The organism is Streptomyces sp. NPDC002018 (assembly GCF_042890865.1).
In the GTDB taxonomy this organism is placed as follows: domain Bacteria; phylum Actinomycetota; class Actinomycetes; order Streptomycetales; family Streptomycetaceae; genus Streptomyces.
Window position 1 is genome coordinate 1 of the sequence record NZ_JBIASO010000043.1, and the last position, 17525, is coordinate 17525.

Below are 17525 nucleotides of genomic sequence, written 5' to 3' on the forward strand. Positions count from 1 at the left end.
CGCTCCCACTCAGCATCGCTCAGATCACCCCGCCCCATGCCCACACCAACGACCCGCACACGAAGCAGTCACATGATCGACCGGACAAGTCCTAGGCTCCGCTGCTTGTTCGTCGTTCCGCCCGTTGGAACTCTCCCGCTGGCGCTGGAGCGACCCCGGCCGATGTCCTCTGCCGACCGGCACTCCCGGCCGGGCGCCACGTCGGCCAATCGAGGCCGTCTTATGGCTGTTGCCTGGCGACGTCGAGCCGCAGGTCGTCGGTACTCCGGGAGTCCTGATCAGCGGTCGACGTGGGCTTACCGCATTCGGGTATCCGCGTCTCGGCCATCTCGACGCCGACGACGTGACGGCCGTTGAGGTCAAGCAACCAGCCATCGCAGAAGTAGGCCCGGCGCCCGTCGGCGAAGTGGACGTATCCGGACCAGGCACCGACGTCGAGCGCGTAACCGCGGGAGTTGAGATTATGGCGCCTGGCGCAGTCGAAGAGCCGGTAGTCGAGGTCGCCGGAGGAGGTGTAGAACCAGTAGTACACGTACGACCCGCAGGCCTGGGCGGCTGGTTGTGTTGCAGAGGCCGCCGGAGGCGCGACGCCGATTCCGGCGACCGCGCATACCGCCGCTGCGGCAGTGACTAACCGTGAACGCAACTTCATGGATCCCCCAGTTTCGATTCAGACGCCCGCGGTGTCGGCCTGAGGCCGACGGGCGCACTCTTTGTGACAGCTTGTTTCTTTCTGAACCCCTGCACCGTGCGGCGACCGAATGGCGGCCCGTTCGTTCCCCGAAGTTCGTCGCGCTTCGGGGACTACGAGCAGCCCCGCTGCGCTTAAGCCGTCTCTCGGACGAGGCCGACCGTGCGGGACTTCTTCGACTCCGGGCGACGCCCTCCTTACGCTTGGCTGCGGGTAAAGCTCCGGTTGAAACTGTTCCGTGTGCTGTTGATGCAGTGGTTAGCGCAAAAAACGCGGCAACGCCGGGCAAAGCCGATGGTAGGCGCTTACGCACCCTATTACCTATCGGACAACGCCAACAGGCCGATGGGCCCTGTCTGTCTTGGGTTGGATCGTAGCTGTCCATTGCTGTGAAGGGCATATCTCATCCCAGACCAGATCGATACCCTGGAGGGTATGACTCAAGATGAGAATGAGAGCGTCCGGTTCTCCAGCGCTGCCGGGCAAGATCACCGAGGGCCCAGCATCCGCCGGTTGGGACTCTTCCTGACCTTGGCAGAAGAGTTACATTTCGGCCGCGCGGCCGCACGCGAACTCATTTCGCAGCCCGTGTTCAGCCGGCAGATCCACGCTCTCGAACGAGACCTGGGCGTTGAGCTGATCAATCGTACGAGCCGTGCCGTGGCCCTGACCGCAGCCGGACAAGCACTGCTCCCCGACGCACGCCAGGTTGTCGATGCTTACGCCCGACTCCGGCAGACGGCTGACCTCTGCGCCCGCGCAGTGTCAGGACAGATGCTGCTGGGCGCGCTTGAGGCCGTGACAGCGGTTCCCCCCATACCCCGGATACTCGAGCAGTTGCGGGCACTCCACCCTCAGTTCGAGATACGGATTCGTCGGCTGGGATTCATCGATTTCACCAGCGCGATTCTCAAGGAGGAGGTCGACGCGGCCTTTGTATTACTGCCGTTACCGGAAGGGATCCAATTCTTCCCTCTGTCCACCGGCCCGCGATGCGGCGCCATGGCCAGAAGCGATCCCCTGGCCCGTCGAAATGCGCTCACGCTGAACCAACTCTCAGATCATTCGCGGATCGGCTTCTCTCTTCAGGTCCCCAGAGTATGGCGCGATTACTGGTCGGCTAACCCACGCCCGGACGGCAGCACAGTACGCTACAGCCCTCACGCAGTAGCCGACTTCGAAAGCGCCCTGTCCCTCATCGCTCTGGGCGAAGGAATCCAATTCCCCCCGGCCCCCGGACGCCACCTGTATCCACGTCCCGGCGTCAGCTACATAGACGTGACCGACATCCCTCCCTACACCACAGCCCTCGCCTGGCTACCAGCCAACCGCGACAAACCCGTGGTCAGCGCACTCCGCCACATCGCCCGGGCGGTGGCACCCACGCCAGTGCGCGGCTCCACAACCGATTGATGAATCGCCCCACGATCCGCGATCATCAGGCAAGCGAGGAACTCGCGGCGACGGCCTACCCGTGCGGCCGGGGCGGCCCCCCGACCCGGCCGCACAGCCGACCGTGCCCGCCGCACCGGCCCAGCGACGCACCCCGCCGGACGGCTACCGCCGCAGCATGCAAGCGCACCGCCAAGCCGCACCGCCGTGCCTGGTCGATTCGGGCATCACGGAGGCGGTGGAACGGCAGACCGCCGCGATGGGAGCTCGGCCGCCGCGCGTTCCCCGAGACCGCCCCGGGCACCTGGGCGAGGCAGCCCAGGTGCCCGGGTACTACTTCCGGCGCAATGTCTGGACGCTCTCGGAGTTGGTCAAGGGCAGATGGGATCAACGATGATGCTTAGACAGGCAAGGTATTCCAGCCAGGTCACGGGACGTCGAGAACTCCATGATCCGGGAAGCTGTGCCTGTTTAACTCTCCCCGCCAACCGTCATGAACCGAATGCCCGGCGACTCCGCCGAATTCCTGCAAAACTTCACCCTCTATTCACCTCTCGTGCGGTTTAATATTCGCTTCTTGGGTGGATTTACATTCCCTTCCCGGAGGTTACGGCGGTCCAATGCGAGGACCTTGCCCAACCCCCTCAAGCCTGATCTAATGGCGACCGGAATATGACACCAACACCAGATGGGGAAGCCATGGGAATGCGAAGATTCATTACGGTCGCCACCGCTTCGATCTCCCTATTCGGGGCCTTGGTCATTCCGGCTTCCGCCAATGATGCCCCAATAACGGATGACGACACAGCTATTATCATCAAAAGGGAGGCACGCAGCGCGATTCAGGGGTCAAGTCGCGCTGCGAACGGAACGGTAAATTGCTTTGGGTGGATTGGGACTGTCAAGGATGGTCCGTACACCAGCTTGCAAGTGTCTTGGCATGATGGGAGGCAGGAGTGTTTCGGAATCGCTCCATCTCGTAGCATCTGGCATACCTGGCCCACTGCAGAAAAATGGTTCGAGATGCCGGGAAATGGCGCTGCCGACCAGGTGGTAAACGCTTGGGAATGGTATGACGGGTCTTACGATTATGGCCACGCCGTGGCCGTTTGGGTCCAGGCGACGGACAACTGGTACTGCAATTTTAATGAATACGCCACAAATAAGTGGAGTGGATGGCGACTGGACGACCGGGGACTTTGTCAATATCCCCCATTTGGCGTGGGCCGGTAGGCTATTGCAGTTTGACGTTCCCCATCTCAGGCGGAGTTGCCGCTGACGCGGCGACGAAACACTCCCACCGACACTGAGCTACAGAGCGCCTCGCCCGGGTTCGACCGGTCGGGGCACTCTGGCGTTCGGTCACCTTTCGGTGGCCTGGTGCTCTCGCTCCTCTGGGGGGAGTCCCGGTGACATGAAAACGGCGAAGCCGACGCGGCCTGCAGGCCGGGCGCCTGGGGCCGTCCACGCCGTGCGTTCGAAAGTCGTCGGACATCTGTGCGCCAAACGACTCTGCCTGGCACAAGTCAGCGCCATGAATGAGGGAGCGTGGCCGTATGGGCCGCCACGCGGGCGGCACCAGCTTGTCATCCCCCTCGCGCGGCAGCAACGGCTTGACGCCCACCTTCCGCCGGACCAGCGCCGGGAGGGCGCGCACCCCGGCCAGAACCCGCTTGCTGGCGCTCGCCGCGTCCAGCGCTTCGACTCGCCCAGCAGTGACAGGGAACGGCCGCACTGTGGCGTACCAGGTCGCGAGCGCGGCCCGCATCGCGACCTCGGCCGAGCCCTCGTCCTCGGGCACCAGCGAGACCACCGTGGCGGCGGCGCGCGAGGCGACCTCCTCCAGCGCCGCCCACAGCGCGGCCACGTCCAGGCCCGCGCCGTGCTCCTCGACTTCTCTCGACCACCTCCAGCTCCTCGAACAGCACCTTCGCCGCCCGCGCGAGCGTGCGCGACGTGGTGGCTGGCGCGTACTAGACCGTCGGGCCGGTCCAGGCGAGCTGCCCCTGCAGGCTATCCGCGAACGCGGACGGTACCCCAAAGGCGGCGGTCGACCTTGACGGGCCGGATCCCAACGGGGTGCTGGTATCGCCGTATGTGGCCTCGGGCGCCTTGGCAAAGGTAACGGTGCCGTACGGCATCCTGAAGCCCGGAGTGCTGTACACGTTCCGCACCTCCGCCTACGAGGCAGCCTGAGTTCAACCAGCAGATCGTCATCGCCCCGCAGAACATCGACCCCGTCCTCAGAGGTGTCACCCTCGGGTGGAACGTGGGCAACAGCTGTTCTTCCTGCGTCACCTCCAACGTCCGGTGGACCGATGACCAGAACAATCCCGCCGACGCGTACTGGAGCGTCTCCGACCTCAACCCCTACCAAATCCGCCGCGGCAACGTGACCACCCAGTGGAACGGCACCGGCAAAGAGCGCCCGCGCGGCGCCGGACGCACCTACGCCGCGGTGGTCGCCAAGGTGAACGTGGAACTCGCCGGTACTGAGGGCTGGGAGCCGCTGCCCGAACATATGGAGCAACTGCGCCGCGGTGTCGCCGCCCCCGGGATCCACCTCGTGCCGCCCCGGGCCGGACGCCGAGGCGGCGGCCGACCTGATGGCCCGTCTGGAGACGGCCGGCCGCCAGCTCGTCGCACTGCCCGATTTCCGGGCCGCCGCGACAACCGGCCGCGCTGCCCGCGACGAGGCCCGCCACGTTCTGCGTGAGGCGTGGCGGATCGGTGTCGAGCATCGGGTACAGCTCGCGGCCCTCAGCTCCTGCGGCCTTCTCGCACTCGATGTTCCGCGCGCCGGATGGGAGCCGGAGCTGCTGCGTGCCCTGGACCGGGCGGCGCACTTCACCCCGCTGCAGACGTGTTGGGCCCAACGCCCCTAACGCGCCGCATACGCCGCGCTCAGTGGTTCTTGACGACTGCTGAAGCTTTCCTTGGCCGGTGGCGGAGGGCCTGTGCGTACACATGCCGGTGCCCGGCCCCTGCGGGAGCCGGGCACCTGGCGCCGGCCTCAGCCTCCCAGGGCGATCTGCTTCAGCAGGGTCCAGTCCTTAACCGGGTAGCAGCGGTTGGTCCGTTCCCCCGGGCTGAAGGCTTTCAAAGCTCCGGCCTGCCGGAGTTCGGAGATGGCCTTCTCCACGGTTGCCCGGCCCAGGCAGAGGGCGTCTGCGATGTCGGCCTGGCTGGGCCCCGAAGCGACCGGTTCCTCGACTACCGTCATCACGAGTGCCCCGTCCTCCCTGGTCTTGATCAGATTCCTTCTCGTGGTCTCCGTCAGGTAGTCCAGCACTGCGGCGACCCGGGTAACGGGGTTCGCCCGGGTCGCGGTGTAGAGCCGTTCCGCGATGACGTATCGCTTGTTCGCCATGCGCGCGAGCATCAGTCCAATCGCGGAGTCCTCTGTCGCCACCAAGCTCAGTTTCGAGTTGGGAAACTCGATGAAGGTGCTCCGTGACAGGCACACCCCGGCGTACGAGGTGGTCTGCTCGGCGTAGATGTTCGTTCTGTCCTCGTTGTACGTGCCGGGGAGCGTGTTGCTGCTGACGCTCTCGAAGAGCATCGAGTCGCGCCACAGACGTACCTTTCCGGGCTGTCCTGTCTGGGAGATGCATCCGTTGACCAGGAGGTAAGCGGCTCCTGACAGCGAGAACGCGAAGTATGTGCCCCGGGCGCGGGTGCGCAGACGGCCCATGCGGGAGAGGGTGCCCACGGAGTCCGCTGGCAGGCCGAGCAGGGACAGGTGATTCCCTACGATCTCGGCTTCGTATTGCCTGCGTGTCTTGATCTCGGTCTTGAGTTCGGTCATGGTCAACTCCCGGCAGGCGCCAGGTCCGCCGGGCCGGGCCCGGCAGCCCCAGGAGCAGGGGGCGCCGTCGGCGAGAAGGTCGGCCCCGATACCGAGGGCGCGACGACTTCGGTCGGCGCGGCCGAGGGTTCGGCCAGGAGGCGCACGACGGGGACCAGTGCACCCACCAGGAGACTGAGTGCGATGATGACGGAGGCGATCTGAGCGGGCCTGCTCTCCAGACGGCGCACGGCGTAACAGGCCGTGGCCAGCACGATTCCGAAGATCAGGACGATCGCGACATAGACGTCGCTGAACAAGGGCATGACCCTTCGTAAAAGCGGCCGAGCTCCGACAGGTGTCGAAGCCCGACCGCGGGATTTTTTGGGAATCTCGCTCACCGATGACGTTCGCGGCCGCGGCTAACGGCCCGTCACGGTTACCCCATGGATATTACGCCATCGTGATGACGGGACCCAATTCCTCCTTCAGGGAGGGATTACGTGTGACGCCACTCCGAAAGGCCGTCAGCTGTGAAAGGCTCCTTTACCCCTGACTGCGGCTTGGTTGAATCAGGGACGCATGCGCGGAATCAGGAGTACCGCTTTCCGGCAGGGCGAAACACGGTCCCCGTGGCGGCTTGTAGGCTGCCCGCAGGCACGGCGAAGGCCCTGCCGGCGAAGAGGGCAGGGCCTTGCGTTGCCGGATCGGCAGAGGATGTTAGGCCGGGGCCTCGTCGAGGGAGCCACCCCCGAAGGGCCACCGGCCGGTGCTGAGCGAGAGCTCCCAAAAGCCGTTGTTCAGCGATGAATAGGTAACCCCATGCGGGATTGTGAATCTCCCTGCTGGTAGGGGTTATGGGAGTGGGGCGCGTGTAATCCCTACCGGTAGGGATTACGGGGCTTCTTCTTATATCCAGTTAGCGCCCGTGGTAAGCGTCGCAGGGCCCGAGGCGCGCATACGACGCCCTAGCCTCGAACTTTCGTGGGGATCCGTCGACGGAGTCGGCGGATCTTTCGTTTTCTGGGGCGGGTGGTGGGTAGGCCGGTGGCCCGAGTGTCGCGTCGGGTGGGCGCCGGGTTCCACTGCCCGGGGTCGGGTGGTGCTGCTGTCGGGACGGGTGGTCTGCTGGTCAGCCCGGGTTGGGCAGCAGCGCGAGTCGTTCGAGGGCGCCTGTGATCTCACCTGTCCGGGGCCAGTGCTGGGTGAGGCGGAGGATCCTGAGCCGGCCGGTGGTGACGAGTTGGGCGGACGCGGAGAAGAGGCGGAACCGCAGTCGGCGGGGCTCCCAGAGCCGGGCCTTGCCGGTCAGCGCGAGCATAGGCATCCAGGCCAGCAGGTCGAGTGCGATCTGGACGATCTCGAGCCAGACCTGGTTCTGCGCGGTGTGGTGGAGGGGCAGGTTGCGCAGGCCGGTGGACCGGGCAGCCCGGATCCGGTCCTCGGCCCGGGCCCGCAGCCGGTGACGGAGTTCGAGCTCGGCTATCGGCCGGTTAGGGGTGTTGGTCGCGAAGCACGTGATCCGCATGCCGTCCGCGTCCGTGATCCTCAACTGGGCCCCTGGATGTGGTCGTTCCTTGCGGACGATCAGCCGCATGCCGTTGGGCCAGCCGTCCAGCAGCTTGCCCGTGAGCTCGGCAACCCAGGCCCCGTCGCGGACCTTGCCGTCGGTCTCGACGGCCGGCGTCCAGGCCGAGGCCGGGATCTTCAGGAGGTACTGGTGAATGGTGTCGGTGATCACCATGCCGACCGAGTAGGACAGCCATCGGCCTCGCTTTGCGAGCCAGGACACGAAGTCGTGGGTGCCGCCGGCGGAGTCCGTGCGGATGAGCGTCTGCCGTCCTCGCCGGTACTTCTTCGGCAGCCGGGCCAGGGCCAGTTGGGCGGTGGTGATGTGGTCGGCGGCCGTGTTCGAGCCCGCGTTCCCCGGTCTGAACAGGGCGGCGACCGGTTCTCCGGTTCCGCCCGGTCCGTGGTCGACGAAGGCCGTCAGGGGGTGATGGCCGTAGGTCTTCTTCCAGGTCGCGGTCGCGTCTTCTTTGTCGGAGTGCGCGATCACGAGGACGCCGTCGAGGTCGACCGTGACCTGTCCGTCGGCGTCCGGGGCGTTCTGGCCCGCCAGCGGCCAGACCCGGTTGCGGACTTCGGACCGTGCGGACCGGACGGCCTGCAGGGCTTTCTCGCCGGAGGCTGCGAGAGTGTCGATCAGGCGGGAGACTGTCGGGTCGGAGGCGACCGGTCCGAAGACGGCCGGCTCACACCGCAGCATCGCGACGTCCGCGAGGCAGTCCCCGCCGAGTGCGACCGACAGTGCAACGTCCAGGAGGACCTTGCCGGGATCGTGGACGGCCCGCGGCTTTCGCCACGGAGCCAGAGCGGCGGATATGGCCTGGTCAAGGCCACTCTTGCGGACTGTCTCAACGAGCAGGACCGACCCGGCCTGGGAAACGACCTGACGGCCGTCATCCTGAACGCGGACACGGGGATAGGACCCGATAGGGTGCTTCACCTGGGAAGTGCCTCTGGTTTGAGCGGGAACAAGGACCTCGACAATCCTCATTCTTGCTGGTCAGAGGCACTTTCTGCTTTCCTGACCGTCTGTCGGACAGCCCGCTTCATGAAAGCCCGAGGCTAGGGCGGCTCGGGGGGCGGGCCGGTCGGTAGGGACGGTCGGAGCAGACATGGCGATTCCTTCGGTCGGGCGCGTGGGGGATCGCACGCGGAGAGACGGAGCATGGAACGCTCCACCCCTTTGCGTCGCGGGATGGAGCTGGACAGCAAGAACCGTCGACCTGAGCCGGGGCAAGCCACGCTTGCCTGGCGAGCGGCCCGGCCACGGCGAACCGGGCAAGCATCCGTGGTCCTGGGTTCTTGACTTAGTTATGTCGGGGTGAAGAGGAAATGTGACGCCGCTTTCCGGACGGGCCTGGCGCGCGCCGGATAGTGGAGCCCGCCGCGCGAGGAGGCCGCGGACCGGGTGGCCGAACGGCTTGGGGTGGGCGAGGAGGTGGGCTGCTTCGACGCTGCGTCCGGGCTCCCCGCCTCCGCCCCTCCCGGTGCCTGACCGAGGGCCGCGAACGCAACGGCCGTACCGACCGTGAGATCGCCGTCCGTCGGCGATGGAGCGGTAGCAAGCTGGCGCGGATGGGGGCGGGGAGCAGCGACTGAAGGGCGAGAGTGGGCATCCTGGAGAAGGAGGAGATCGGGGGCAGGCACAGCCGTACGGGCGGCGACAGCCGGGCGGCGGCAAGCGGACCGGGAAGGCCCCGGCCCCGTGCCCTCCGGCGCCCAGTCCGCCGCGGCGAAGGGCTCTCGTACCGGACGGAGCTGATTTCCGCCGGGCTCCTGTCCCCGGCGAGGCCGACCAGGACTGCGGGCAGCACCATGGGGCGTGTGCCTGAACAGTCACTGAGCGGGCGCGGCCGCCAACGAGCGGGTACCGGGCGCGAACGTCCATGCCTTGTAGGTCCTGCCGCCCGTGCCCGCGAGGACCGGCCCCGCCACGGTCGGCGATCGCCGCCCCGGCCGCACAGTCGGCCGCACCCGCCGCACTGCTCCAGCGACACACCCCCGCCGGACGGCTACCACCGCGCCCTGCAAGCGCGCCGCCAGGCCGCGCGTCACTCGGTCTTCTCGGTGGTGTCGCCACCGCCCCGCTTGAGCGACCGGTGGCTGCGGGGGCCGACGTCGACGTTGGTCTTCGTCGCGAGCGTGTCGGCGGGGCCGAAGTCGCCAAGCTCGATGGCCAGCAGTGCACGGACGAACGTGGTGGCCGTGATCCAGTCGGTCCGGACCTGGAAGCAGCGGTAGACGTTGCCGATGGAGAACCGGGCGTCGTGGGTGCAGCCAGCCAGGACGCACTGGCCTTCGGCCGCGAGGGCGAGGCGCTTGAAGGCGTCCTCCTTGGCGGCGGTGGTCTGGGCGTCGCAGCCGAGGTGGTCGAGGGTGATCCGGTGGTGGGTGGTGCTCTTCTCGATGGTCAGCCGACCACCGCCGGGGGTGAGGTAGCGGCCGGTAGAGACGTCGTCGTACGGATGGATGCGCGGCAGGGCGATCTCCCTGCTGTGCAGCGGCGGGAGGCCGTCGAACGCGATGTACGGGCCGGACGCCCCGTTATCGGTGCTTATGTCTTCTCGCTCTCGTCGAAGGTTCTGGCCTGTCGGTCTTGGTGTTCGGCGGGTCCGGCCCATTGGGCGCGGATACCAGCCAGGAGGCGCTTCCTTGTGCCGCAGGCCGAAGGAGCGCGGGCTGCGGCCGGAGTACAGACGGTCAGCACTGGGACCGCGCCTCGCTCCACCGCGAACGCCCCAGGCGGCGCTGGACCGCCCAAGGTGCTCGCTGCGGCCAGCGCGTCATTCGGCCGGACCTATCGGAAGCGCCAGTCCGAGAAGACCCGTTCGACGTCGGCTTCGATGACGTCTCGCAAGTCCTCGTCGTCGTCCGGGGCTTCAAGATCAAGCGCGGCGACAACGCGGCGGTAGTACTGGTGGGCGAAGTGTGGATCACCCGCCGCCAGCAGGGATGACAGAAGCGGCTCGTCACCTGCTGTGGCACGGTCGACCTGGATCAGCACTTGGACCCGCTCGCTCTCGTTCAGGCGGGGGAGCGCGGAGCCGAGCTGGTCCTCCAGCCGTTTCCAGCTGGTGGTACTCCGCTCCCGCGCGGCCTTCTTCAGCGCCCCGTGGACGGCGGCCGCTACGGGCACAAGGCGTGCTGGTGTGCCGGCAGGTACCGCGGACGAGTTAGGTTCCGACTCCGCGGCCGCAGCGGCTTCTTCGTCGGCCGGCGGCCATTGCGTGGGGTCGGCGAGTTTCTTCACCCACTCCTCCACATCGTGCCGTTCCGCCACCGACAGAAGGTCGTCGGCAGCCTTCGCGAGGGGCACCAGATCCTCGATGAGCTGCTTCTCCTCGCCCGCCGGAAGCCCCTTCACCCGGAGTCTGCCGATGAGGCTCCGGGTCTGAGGCAGCGCCGTACGCCGCGCCTCTTTCTCCGACCGCGTCGGTTTCGTGCGCTGGCGCACCGGCGGCGAGGGCCGTTGCGGCCGGCCGGCTCGTCGGTGCATCTCCTGAAGGAGCACGTCGGCGGTGTTGAGGACGCTCGATTCCTCCTGCGTGGGGTCCACGTCGTGCCGGAGGATTTCCCTGACCTGGGGAACCAGCGCGCGGACCTCGAAGTCGTACCCGTGCTGGACCGCCTCGTTGACCCGGTCGAAGAGCAGCCGGCGGATGCGGTCCTGGTGGCTGAGCCACTCGTTCGCGTGCTGGATCGCACCTTGTAGGTGCTCAAGCGCCTGTCCTTCACAGCGGGAGGTCTGAAGCTCTGCCTCGTCCCGCAACTGGCGGATCGTAGCGGTCTCCTTCTCCCGTACAGCGGTGCTGATACGCCGGACCAGGGCGCCGATCTGGACCGGGATCTCCACCCTCTTGCTGGGAGGCCGCTGCGACGGTGCCGGCGTTTCACCGGCAGGAGAGGAGGGTGCGGAAAGCGGGTCCGAGGCGGCGGCCAGGGCAGGGTGCTCGGCCTGGAGCCGCGCCACGACAGGGGTGATGAGCCGGCCGTCCTCGGTGACGGTGCAGTCCGCGAGGTCGAAGTCCCAGTCGGTGCCCACGTGAGGGAGTTCGGTGCCCAGGACCATGACCCGCTTGGTGCCCTCGCTGACGAATTTGACGCGGTTGACGTAGCGCCGGCGCACCAGGGTTAGCTGATCGATACGAACCCCCGGGCCGAGGATGGTGTCGCCGGTGTCCACGGCATCCCAGTCGGGTGCTGTTGTCCGGTCCATGTGCAGACGCAGCGTGTGCCCGCCCAGTTCGATCTCCACGAGGGAACCGATCGGTACGTCGTCCCGGTCGACGTACCGGTAGCGCGGAGTGTGCCCCTGGCTCCGCAGCCACGCTTGCGTAGCCGCCCTCACATAGAGGTGGTCCGCACTCGCGACACCGCGGGAACGACGGCCGCAGGGAGGCAATAACGCCTCCGGATCGGGGAAGTGCGCGAAGTGGCTGACACGGACATTGCCACGCCTTGTCGTCAACCGGCCCCCACACCCGCCCAGCAGGACCCCGCACCAGAACGACGTCCCGGAGAACTCCTCACGGAACGCTTCAAGTTCGATGGGATCTGTTGGACAGACCACCGGCTCATCAGACTCGGGATCCGCCAGAACAGCCGTCTGGATCTGTCGATTGTCAAAACCCATAGCCAGCCCCCTCGCCAGCACAGCTCGGCTCTCCGCCCCAAGAACCGGCGCCCCGCGTGTATGAGAAAAAGTGGAGAATCATCAACCATTCAGCCTAATGAGCACCACTGACAGCCGCGCTGTCATGCGGGCAAACGGTGCGCCGACCCGCCCGCAGCTGCACGGACAGGCGCCAGCTCGTACGGAGCGGCCGGGCCGTGGGTGGACCGGCTACGCGAGCTGGCCGCCCGGCCGCTGGACAGCGACTCGGCCGGGCCCGGTTCCTCGACGTGGTGCGACCCGCCCGGCGCGCTGACCGGCACCTCGCGCACGCCCTGCTGACCGGCACCGGTGACGTTCTGGGCGCTCCGGCGGCCGCCTGGACCGAGCTGGCCGCCGGCCCCGACGGCGCTGCCGCAGCCTGTCGTCCGCTCGCCGCGCACGCCCCGCGCTGGCCGGGCCCCGGCGGCGCCCTTGAAGCCGGACGCCCGTACCGCGGTGACGGCGGCGCACGGTGGTGGGCCGTGGCGCTGCACGCTGGCCTGCCGCCCGGCGCGCTCGCCAGCGCCAGCGCCGGCGACTTCGCCGACGCCGCCCTCGCGAACGGTCGCTGCCCTAGGCGGCCGGTCCGTACGGCGTGCCGGGACGGAAACGAGCCGACGGTCGGCCGACGCTGGCCCCACGGTCCCGGCCGGACCGGCGCGAACCCGGGAGACGGCCTGCGACAGCTATGAAGGCTCGCTGCCCAGGGGCTGAGCCGCCGTCCCGGGTGAAATCCGGGGGCGGTCTGCATGCCGGAGCCGCGAACTGCTGGCCGTTCCGAAGCTGGAGCCGCTGGCCGAGCCCACGCTCCTCCAAGCGCCGGCCGGCCCGCGGTGTCGGAGGCGGCCCGGGTCAAGGGGCTGGGCGCGGACTCGTCCTTGACTTCCTCGCCTCCCCGGAACAGGCCGAGGACTACCGAGCACGCCCAGGGCGCGAGGAAGAGGACTTGGAGGAGCTCAATGAACTGCAGGCCTGGGAGCTGGGCTATGCCCTCTTCGCACGCCGGTAGGCCCGCAAGGCCGAGGACTTGTGCACACCAATCCGATTACCGATCTCTTCCCACGTGGCGGTTCTGGACCCGAAGCTCGACGATCAGTTCCACATCCGAGTCAGGGATGTGGCGTCGGCCGGGGGTTGCCGCGATCGGAACCGGGGGCGGGTCCGTCACGAACGCCTAACTCAGCCCATGAATGGCGGAGCGGATGGTGCTCTGTCCGCAACACCGAACCGCAAGGCGAGATCACGAATGGACGAGCCGGGCCCGTACAAGCGCCTGGCCTCCGCCACGTCGGTCGCCGTGAGAGATGCGACAACTGGCGGGCCAACGGGAAGCGGGCGGGGCAGTGGAGGAGGATCGACGACCGATCGCCAGGTCAGTCCGTATACGGCCGCGTACACCGTGCTGTGCGGAAGATTCATGTTGATCGCCATCTCGGCCACAGTGCCGCGGCCCTGCGCGACCGTTTCGCGAGCGACAGCCACGACCCCGGCCGAGAGCACGGTAACCGGCCCCGAGCCTGCACGGACTGACACACGGGCTCGGCAATCGCCTTTGCGGTCAGGATCGCCTCGTAGATTACGGGCCTTGGAAGCTTGTAGCGCTTGACCAGCTCCGCGGTAGGAACGCCCTGCTCGTGCAACGCCCTAAGTTCCCCTGCGTCCACCCTCCTGCACGCATCGTAACGAGGTCCTCGTGCCTGTGCGGTGACGGCCAACGTGGCGGCGCCCCTGACCGGTCCCGTTCGGGGGCGCTCACCATCCACCCCGCACCCGGGCCGAAGCCCGTCGTACCGCCCTTGAAGTCTCCGGCCAGCTGGCGTTCAAGCTGTAGTGCCTACCGGAGCCGAGACGGCTGGCGACGGCTATCGCCACGCCCGGACAGCACCCCGTGGGGCCGCGCCACCGCGCTGGGGCGGCCCTGGCCATCGCGGAAGCGAGGGCGCGGCAGAACCAGGCGGCGCGCGAACTGAGCCGCCGCGCCTTCCCCACGCCGAGACAGCCGCAACCGCGGCGGCCCTTGCCGCAACGCTCTCTACGACGGCGGCGCCAGGGCCTTGGCTTGTCAGTCCCCAGGATTGATGACCCGCACGTTGTAGGTGAGCGTCCACGGCTGGTAGCCCTCGCGTCGGCACCGGACCCACAGCCGCACCGGTTCGTTCCCGTACCGCTCGCGCCAGTTGGTCCTGTCAGTCCACGACGGGGGAGAGGAGTCTTCCAGCGCCCGCTTGATCAGGCTTCCGAGTACCAGCGGGACGGCGGGGGAGATACGGCCGATGCCGGTCGCGCCGTCGATGCCCGGCTTGAAGCGGTACGGCCCCCAGATGGTGTTCTCAAGTTCCTGTTCATTGGGCCCGCCTGCGAGGCCGACCCCGTGGGTGTAGCCGTCGTCGCGGATCTCCAGCTCGACCTCGTCCAGGCGCTCCAGTGCCGCCGGGCCCTCGAACGTCAACACCAGGCTTGCTTGGCCCGTTCCCGGGCCCAGTCGTGTGATCGTCACGTCGAACTGCGGGGTCATCTCGTGATGCCACCGGTCTCGCTCGACCTGGGCCACCGCGTCAGCCGTGGCGTTCGCCCGCTCCGCGGCCCGGTTGGCGTGGGACGCGGCCTTGTTCGCGATCCACGCGATACCCAGGGCGATCACTGCCGAGACGGCGCTGAGTATGTCTGTCCAAGAGGCATCTCCCATGGCGGAGGACCGTATCTGCGATCTGGCCCGCACGGCCAAACGGAATATCCGTCACCGGCGTTTCGGTTCGCGCGGCGGCGCGATCGCCTCCGCCTACTTGGTCCGGCCGGCACCCGGCACCGGCTCACTGGGACAGCACAGGGTCCCGTACGGGGCCGACCGTTCCGGTTCGGGGGGACTTTGCGTCGTGCGCAACTCGTGTCACACTGGGGGCGTCCCTGGCGTGCCCGGAAGTATTTGGCACGTGGGTGCGGGCCATCGTCTGCGACGGTGGCCTTCGTCGTTTCCTGACCACGAAACGAAGGGAGTTGATCTCCCATACTTTTAGCGTCACACTGATGCCAGTAGCACAGTTGTGCCCCCAACCGGGGCGCTCCCTCTCGAAGCAGGCGGAAGGTCCCAGCGACCCTCCGCCTTTTTTGTTGCCCCGCTCCTGCTGAGCCAGGGCACCTTTTCCTCTTCCTTCAGGGCCTCGCTCGAGATCCCGGGCGGGGCCTTTCGCATGCCCGCCTTGGGAGGCTCCCCATGATCCCCGCGTTCGACGACCCGGACATCGCAGCCGTATACCGCTACCTCACAGGTGCGGGCGAACCGCCTGCCCCGGGGCAGCGGCCCACGCCGGCTCACATGCCTCGCCGGATACAGCGCCCGCGGGGCGCTGCCGACATCGCCCGAAGTGAGGGCCTTGACCTCGGTGACCTGGCCCCCACCCCACGTACCAAGCGGCGCTATACCCCCCGTCCGGCCAGCCGCTCCGCCCTGCGCGTGGTGATGGACGGTCTCGTCGAGGCCGGCTGTACGCGCCAGGAGGCAGCCGAGCTGGCTCCCCAGTGGCTGGAGGCAGAACCGTCTCCGCAGGGGGTGCGGCGCTGGACCAACGCGCTCGGCGTCCACCGGCCCCGCGTCGCCGCCCAACTGCGCTTGCACGGCATGTGCGCTGACGACCTGGACGTGCACATCGACGGCACGACCGCGCGACAACGACTGCGCAACGGCGAATCCGTCGGGCAGGTCGTCGCCTCGCTCCTCGCGTTGCGGCAACCGCCGACCTGACCCCTTCGCCGCGACGTCCACACAAGCCGGCCCCACCACCGAAACCTGCGGACGCCCCGCCACCACCGCCGACGGGGCCGTCCGCACGCCCGCGCCCGGTTCCTAGCGCGACGCAAACACCAAGCACGTGTTCTTCTCCCGCCCGGTCCGGAGCGTTCATCTCACCTGGAGGAAGCATGGCCATTGACATACACACTGCGGCAGCTCCGACGATCAACTCGCAGCAGGAGGCCCCTGCAACCCCCTGCTGCCCCTCGTGCGGCCTTGCCGGCGATCTGCTCGCCACTCCAGAAGGCCGGACCGTCCTGTTGGACAGCAACGACCCCACCGCCCCACTGCGGGCAGGCGACGTGCCCTCGGGCTTCCGATGGGCCCTGATCGATTACTACGCTCACCGCCTTCCTGACAGCGCTGCCCCCACAGCCCCATGCCAGGTTGATCACGCCCTCGTCTGCCCACGGTCCCAGGCCGACCTGGTGTCTACGGCATTGCAGCAACGTCGTCTCCTCAACGAGGCCCGCCGACGACGAGCGGAGGAACTGTTCGAGGCAGACCCAACAGACGCGGACGCCTGACTTCTGACGCGACCGGAACGGCTGGCACGGGTGCCCAGGAGCGAGAGCCCGTATAGCGCCCGCAGACCAGCCCCAATTTTCACGGCTCTGCCGACGCCGGAGTTTGAGTGCCAAGGGTGTGCTGTACGTCTTGCTGTACAGCCGGGGGTATGTCGAAGTCAGTGACGATCCGGGTCGATGACGCGCTGCACGCCCTGCTGAAGGAGCGTGCCGAGGCCGAGGGAACCACGGTGTCCGCGCTGATCACGCAGGCCGCGCACGACGCGGTCCGCGCCCCCCGCCTCGAAGGCGCCGCCGCGGTCTTCCGCGACTTCATCGACGGCGCCGCGGATGCGTTCGACGCGGCCTTCCCCGATGATGCCCCCAGCCGACTGGACGCGCCCGGCCGGGCCGCCTGACCGTGGAGCTCTACATCGACATCCGCTGGCTCCTCGGACGCCAGGCGGAAGTCCTCCCGAAACACCCCACGGTCCACGACTTCTCCAACCTCGTCGCCGCCGTCGGCCGCCACCGCGTCAACACCCCCAGAATCGGCGCCACCGTCGACAACGCCTGGCGCGCCGCCGCCCTCATACACGCCATCATCCGCCTCCGCCCCCTCCCCGCCCGCAACGCACTCTTCGGCGCCGGCATCGCCGTCGCCTTCATGAACGCCGCAGGCGAAGGCATCGACCCTCCGTACGGCGCGCTCATCGACATCGCCCGCGACATCGACACCGGACACACCGACGCCTACGACGCCGCCGACCGCATCCGCACCTGGCGCATCTGACCGACCTCCGCGAGACCGCCCACACACCTGCGGCGGGTCTGAGCGGCGACGAGGCGCCCAGCGTCGACCTGCGCTACGAGCCGCGATGGAGGCGGCGAAGGACAGTGGCGGCCGCAAGGCGAAGTCGCGGCCGCGCAGCCCGAGGACCAGGTCCCGGCCGCGCCGGTGACCCCGGTCGTGCTGCCCGCGCCCCGTCCCGCCGCCCCGGCCCCGGAGGCTGTGGACGTCGACGACGACCAGGAGCTGGTCCTCTAGTAGGGCTTGGTCATGTGCCTTCCGTGATGGCGTGTCTTCTTGATCGGTCGTGTCGTTGATCGGGTGTGCTGGGTGAGGAGTTGGCTGCGGT

The 17525-nt window shown here is 67.9% G+C and carries 14 protein-coding genes and 1 pseudogene; 7 read left to right on the top strand and 8 right to left on the bottom strand.

The annotated features are described in order from the left end of the window. Nucleotides 1-220: 220 nt before the first annotated feature. A complete protein-coding gene (locus ACFYYH_RS34125) occupies nucleotides 221-532 on the bottom strand; it encodes a hypothetical protein (RefSeq protein ID WP_388559701.1) in 312 nt (103 codons plus the stop codon). A 594-nt stretch (nucleotides 533-1126) separates the two neighbouring features. Here ACFYYH_RS34125 and ACFYYH_RS34130 point away from each other — a divergent pair. Next, complete coding sequence (locus tag ACFYYH_RS34130; protein ID WP_388559704.1) at nucleotides 1127-2104, top strand: LysR family transcriptional regulator; 978 nt, start codon at nucleotides 1127-1129, stop codon at nucleotides 2102-2104. 1540 nt (nucleotides 2105-3644) lie between these two features. Here ACFYYH_RS34130 and ACFYYH_RS34135 read toward each other — a convergent pair. Beyond that, nucleotides 3645-4038, bottom strand: a pseudogene (locus ACFYYH_RS34135) (Tn3 family transposase); the annotation flags it as partial. Between the two features lie 585 nt (nucleotides 4039-4623). Between ACFYYH_RS34135 and ACFYYH_RS34140 the strand changes: the two are divergent. After that, nucleotides 4624-4968 (top strand): hypothetical protein, encoded by a 345-nt coding sequence (locus ACFYYH_RS34140; RefSeq protein ID WP_388559707.1) that lies wholly within the window; start codon nucleotides 4624-4626, stop codon nucleotides 4966-4968. A 128-nt stretch (nucleotides 4969-5096) separates the two neighbouring features. Here ACFYYH_RS34140 and ACFYYH_RS34145 read toward each other — a convergent pair whose 3' ends face one another. From ACFYYH_RS34145 to ACFYYH_RS34165, 5 genes are all read right to left on the bottom strand, one after another. Beyond that, nucleotides 5097-5891: a hypothetical protein gene (locus ACFYYH_RS34145; RefSeq protein WP_388559710.1), complete on the bottom strand. Its 795-nt coding sequence runs from the start codon at nucleotides 5889-5891 to the stop codon at nucleotides 5097-5099. 2 nt (nucleotides 5892-5893) lie between these two features. Next, nucleotides 5894-6196, bottom strand: a complete 303-nt coding sequence (locus tag ACFYYH_RS34150; RefSeq protein ID WP_388559713.1) for a hypothetical protein — start codon at nucleotides 6194-6196, stop codon at nucleotides 5894-5896. 806 nt (nucleotides 6197-7002) lie between these two features. Beyond that, a complete protein-coding gene (locus ACFYYH_RS34155; protein ID WP_388559716.1) occupies nucleotides 7003-8379 on the bottom strand; it encodes an IS1380 family transposase in 1377 nt (458 codons plus the stop codon). Between the two features lie 1111 nt (nucleotides 8380-9490). Beyond that, nucleotides 9491-10060 carry a DUF6420 family protein gene (locus tag ACFYYH_RS34160; protein WP_388559719.1) on the bottom strand — a complete coding sequence of 190 codons (570 nt, stop codon included), beginning with the start codon at nucleotides 10058-10060 and terminating at the stop codon, nucleotides 9491-9493. A gap of 176 nt (nucleotides 10061-10236) precedes the next feature. Next, the gene (locus ACFYYH_RS34165) at nucleotides 10237-12093 is read right to left on the bottom strand and encodes a hypothetical protein (protein ID WP_388559721.1); all 1857 of its coding nucleotides are present in this window, start codon (nucleotides 12091-12093) and stop codon (nucleotides 10237-10239) included. Between the two features lie 248 nt (nucleotides 12094-12341). Here ACFYYH_RS34165 and ACFYYH_RS34170 point away from each other — a divergent pair, with 248 nt between their 5' ends. Next, nucleotides 12342-12785, top strand: coding sequence for a hypothetical protein (locus ACFYYH_RS34170; RefSeq protein WP_388559724.1), 444 nt, complete (start codon nucleotides 12342-12344; stop codon nucleotides 12783-12785). A gap of 1370 nt (nucleotides 12786-14155) precedes the next feature. Here ACFYYH_RS34170 and ACFYYH_RS34175 read toward each other — a convergent pair. Then, nucleotides 14156-14779 (bottom strand): hypothetical protein, encoded by a 624-nt coding sequence (locus tag ACFYYH_RS34175; protein WP_388559727.1) that lies wholly within the window; start codon nucleotides 14777-14779, stop codon nucleotides 14156-14158. A 627-nt stretch (nucleotides 14780-15406) separates the two neighbouring features. Between ACFYYH_RS34175 and ACFYYH_RS34180 the strand changes: the two genes are divergently transcribed. From ACFYYH_RS34180 to ACFYYH_RS34195, 4 genes are all read left to right on the top strand, one after another. Further along, entirely contained in the window at nucleotides 15407-15832 is a 426-nt protein-coding gene (locus ACFYYH_RS34180) for a hypothetical protein (protein WP_388559730.1), read from the top strand. Nucleotides 15833-16008: 176 nt separating this feature from the next. Then, nucleotides 16009-16407 carry a DUF6083 domain-containing protein gene (locus tag ACFYYH_RS34185; RefSeq protein ID WP_388559732.1) on the top strand — a complete coding sequence of 133 codons (399 nt, stop codon included), beginning with the start codon at nucleotides 16009-16011 and terminating at the stop codon, nucleotides 16405-16407. Nucleotides 16408-16556: 149 nt separating this feature from the next. After that, a complete protein-coding gene (locus tag ACFYYH_RS34190) occupies nucleotides 16557-16805 on the top strand; it encodes a YlcI/YnfO family protein (protein ID WP_388559735.1) in 249 nt (82 codons plus the stop codon). A 2-nt stretch (nucleotides 16806-16807) separates the two neighbouring features. Then, nucleotides 16808-17179, top strand: a complete 372-nt coding sequence (locus ACFYYH_RS34195; protein WP_388559738.1) for a toxin Doc — start codon at nucleotides 16808-16810, stop codon at nucleotides 17177-17179. Nucleotides 17180-17525 lie beyond the last annotated feature (346 nt).

Bases quoted from the DNA above. Each gene is read 5' to 3' on its own strand.
- ACFYYH_RS34130 (WP_388559704.1), top strand. From the start codon at position 1,127: ATGACTCAAGATGAGAATGAGAGCGTCCGGTTCTCCAGCGCTGCCGGG.
- ACFYYH_RS34145 (WP_388559710.1), bottom strand. From the start codon at position 5,891: ATGACCGAACTCAAGACCGAGATCAAGACACGCAGGCAATACGAAGCC.
- ACFYYH_RS34150 (WP_388559713.1), bottom strand. From the start codon at position 6,196: ATGCCCTTGTTCAGCGACGTCTATGTCGCGATCGTCCTGATCTTCGGA.
- ACFYYH_RS34160 (WP_388559719.1), bottom strand. From the start codon at position 10,060: ATGGGCCGGACCCGCCGAACACCAAGACCGACAGGCCAGAACCTTCGA.
- ACFYYH_RS34175 (WP_388559727.1), bottom strand. From the start codon at position 14,779: ATGGGAGATGCCTCTTGGACAGACATACTCAGCGCCGTCTCGGCAGTG.
- ACFYYH_RS34180 (WP_388559730.1), top strand. From the start codon at position 15,407: ATGCCTCGCCGGATACAGCGCCCGCGGGGCGCTGCCGACATCGCCCGA.
- ACFYYH_RS34185 (WP_388559732.1), top strand. From the start codon at position 16,009: ATGGCCATTGACATACACACTGCGGCAGCTCCGACGATCAACTCGCAG.
- ACFYYH_RS34190 (WP_388559735.1), top strand. From the start codon at position 16,557: ATGTCGAAGTCAGTGACGATCCGGGTCGATGACGCGCTGCACGCCCTG.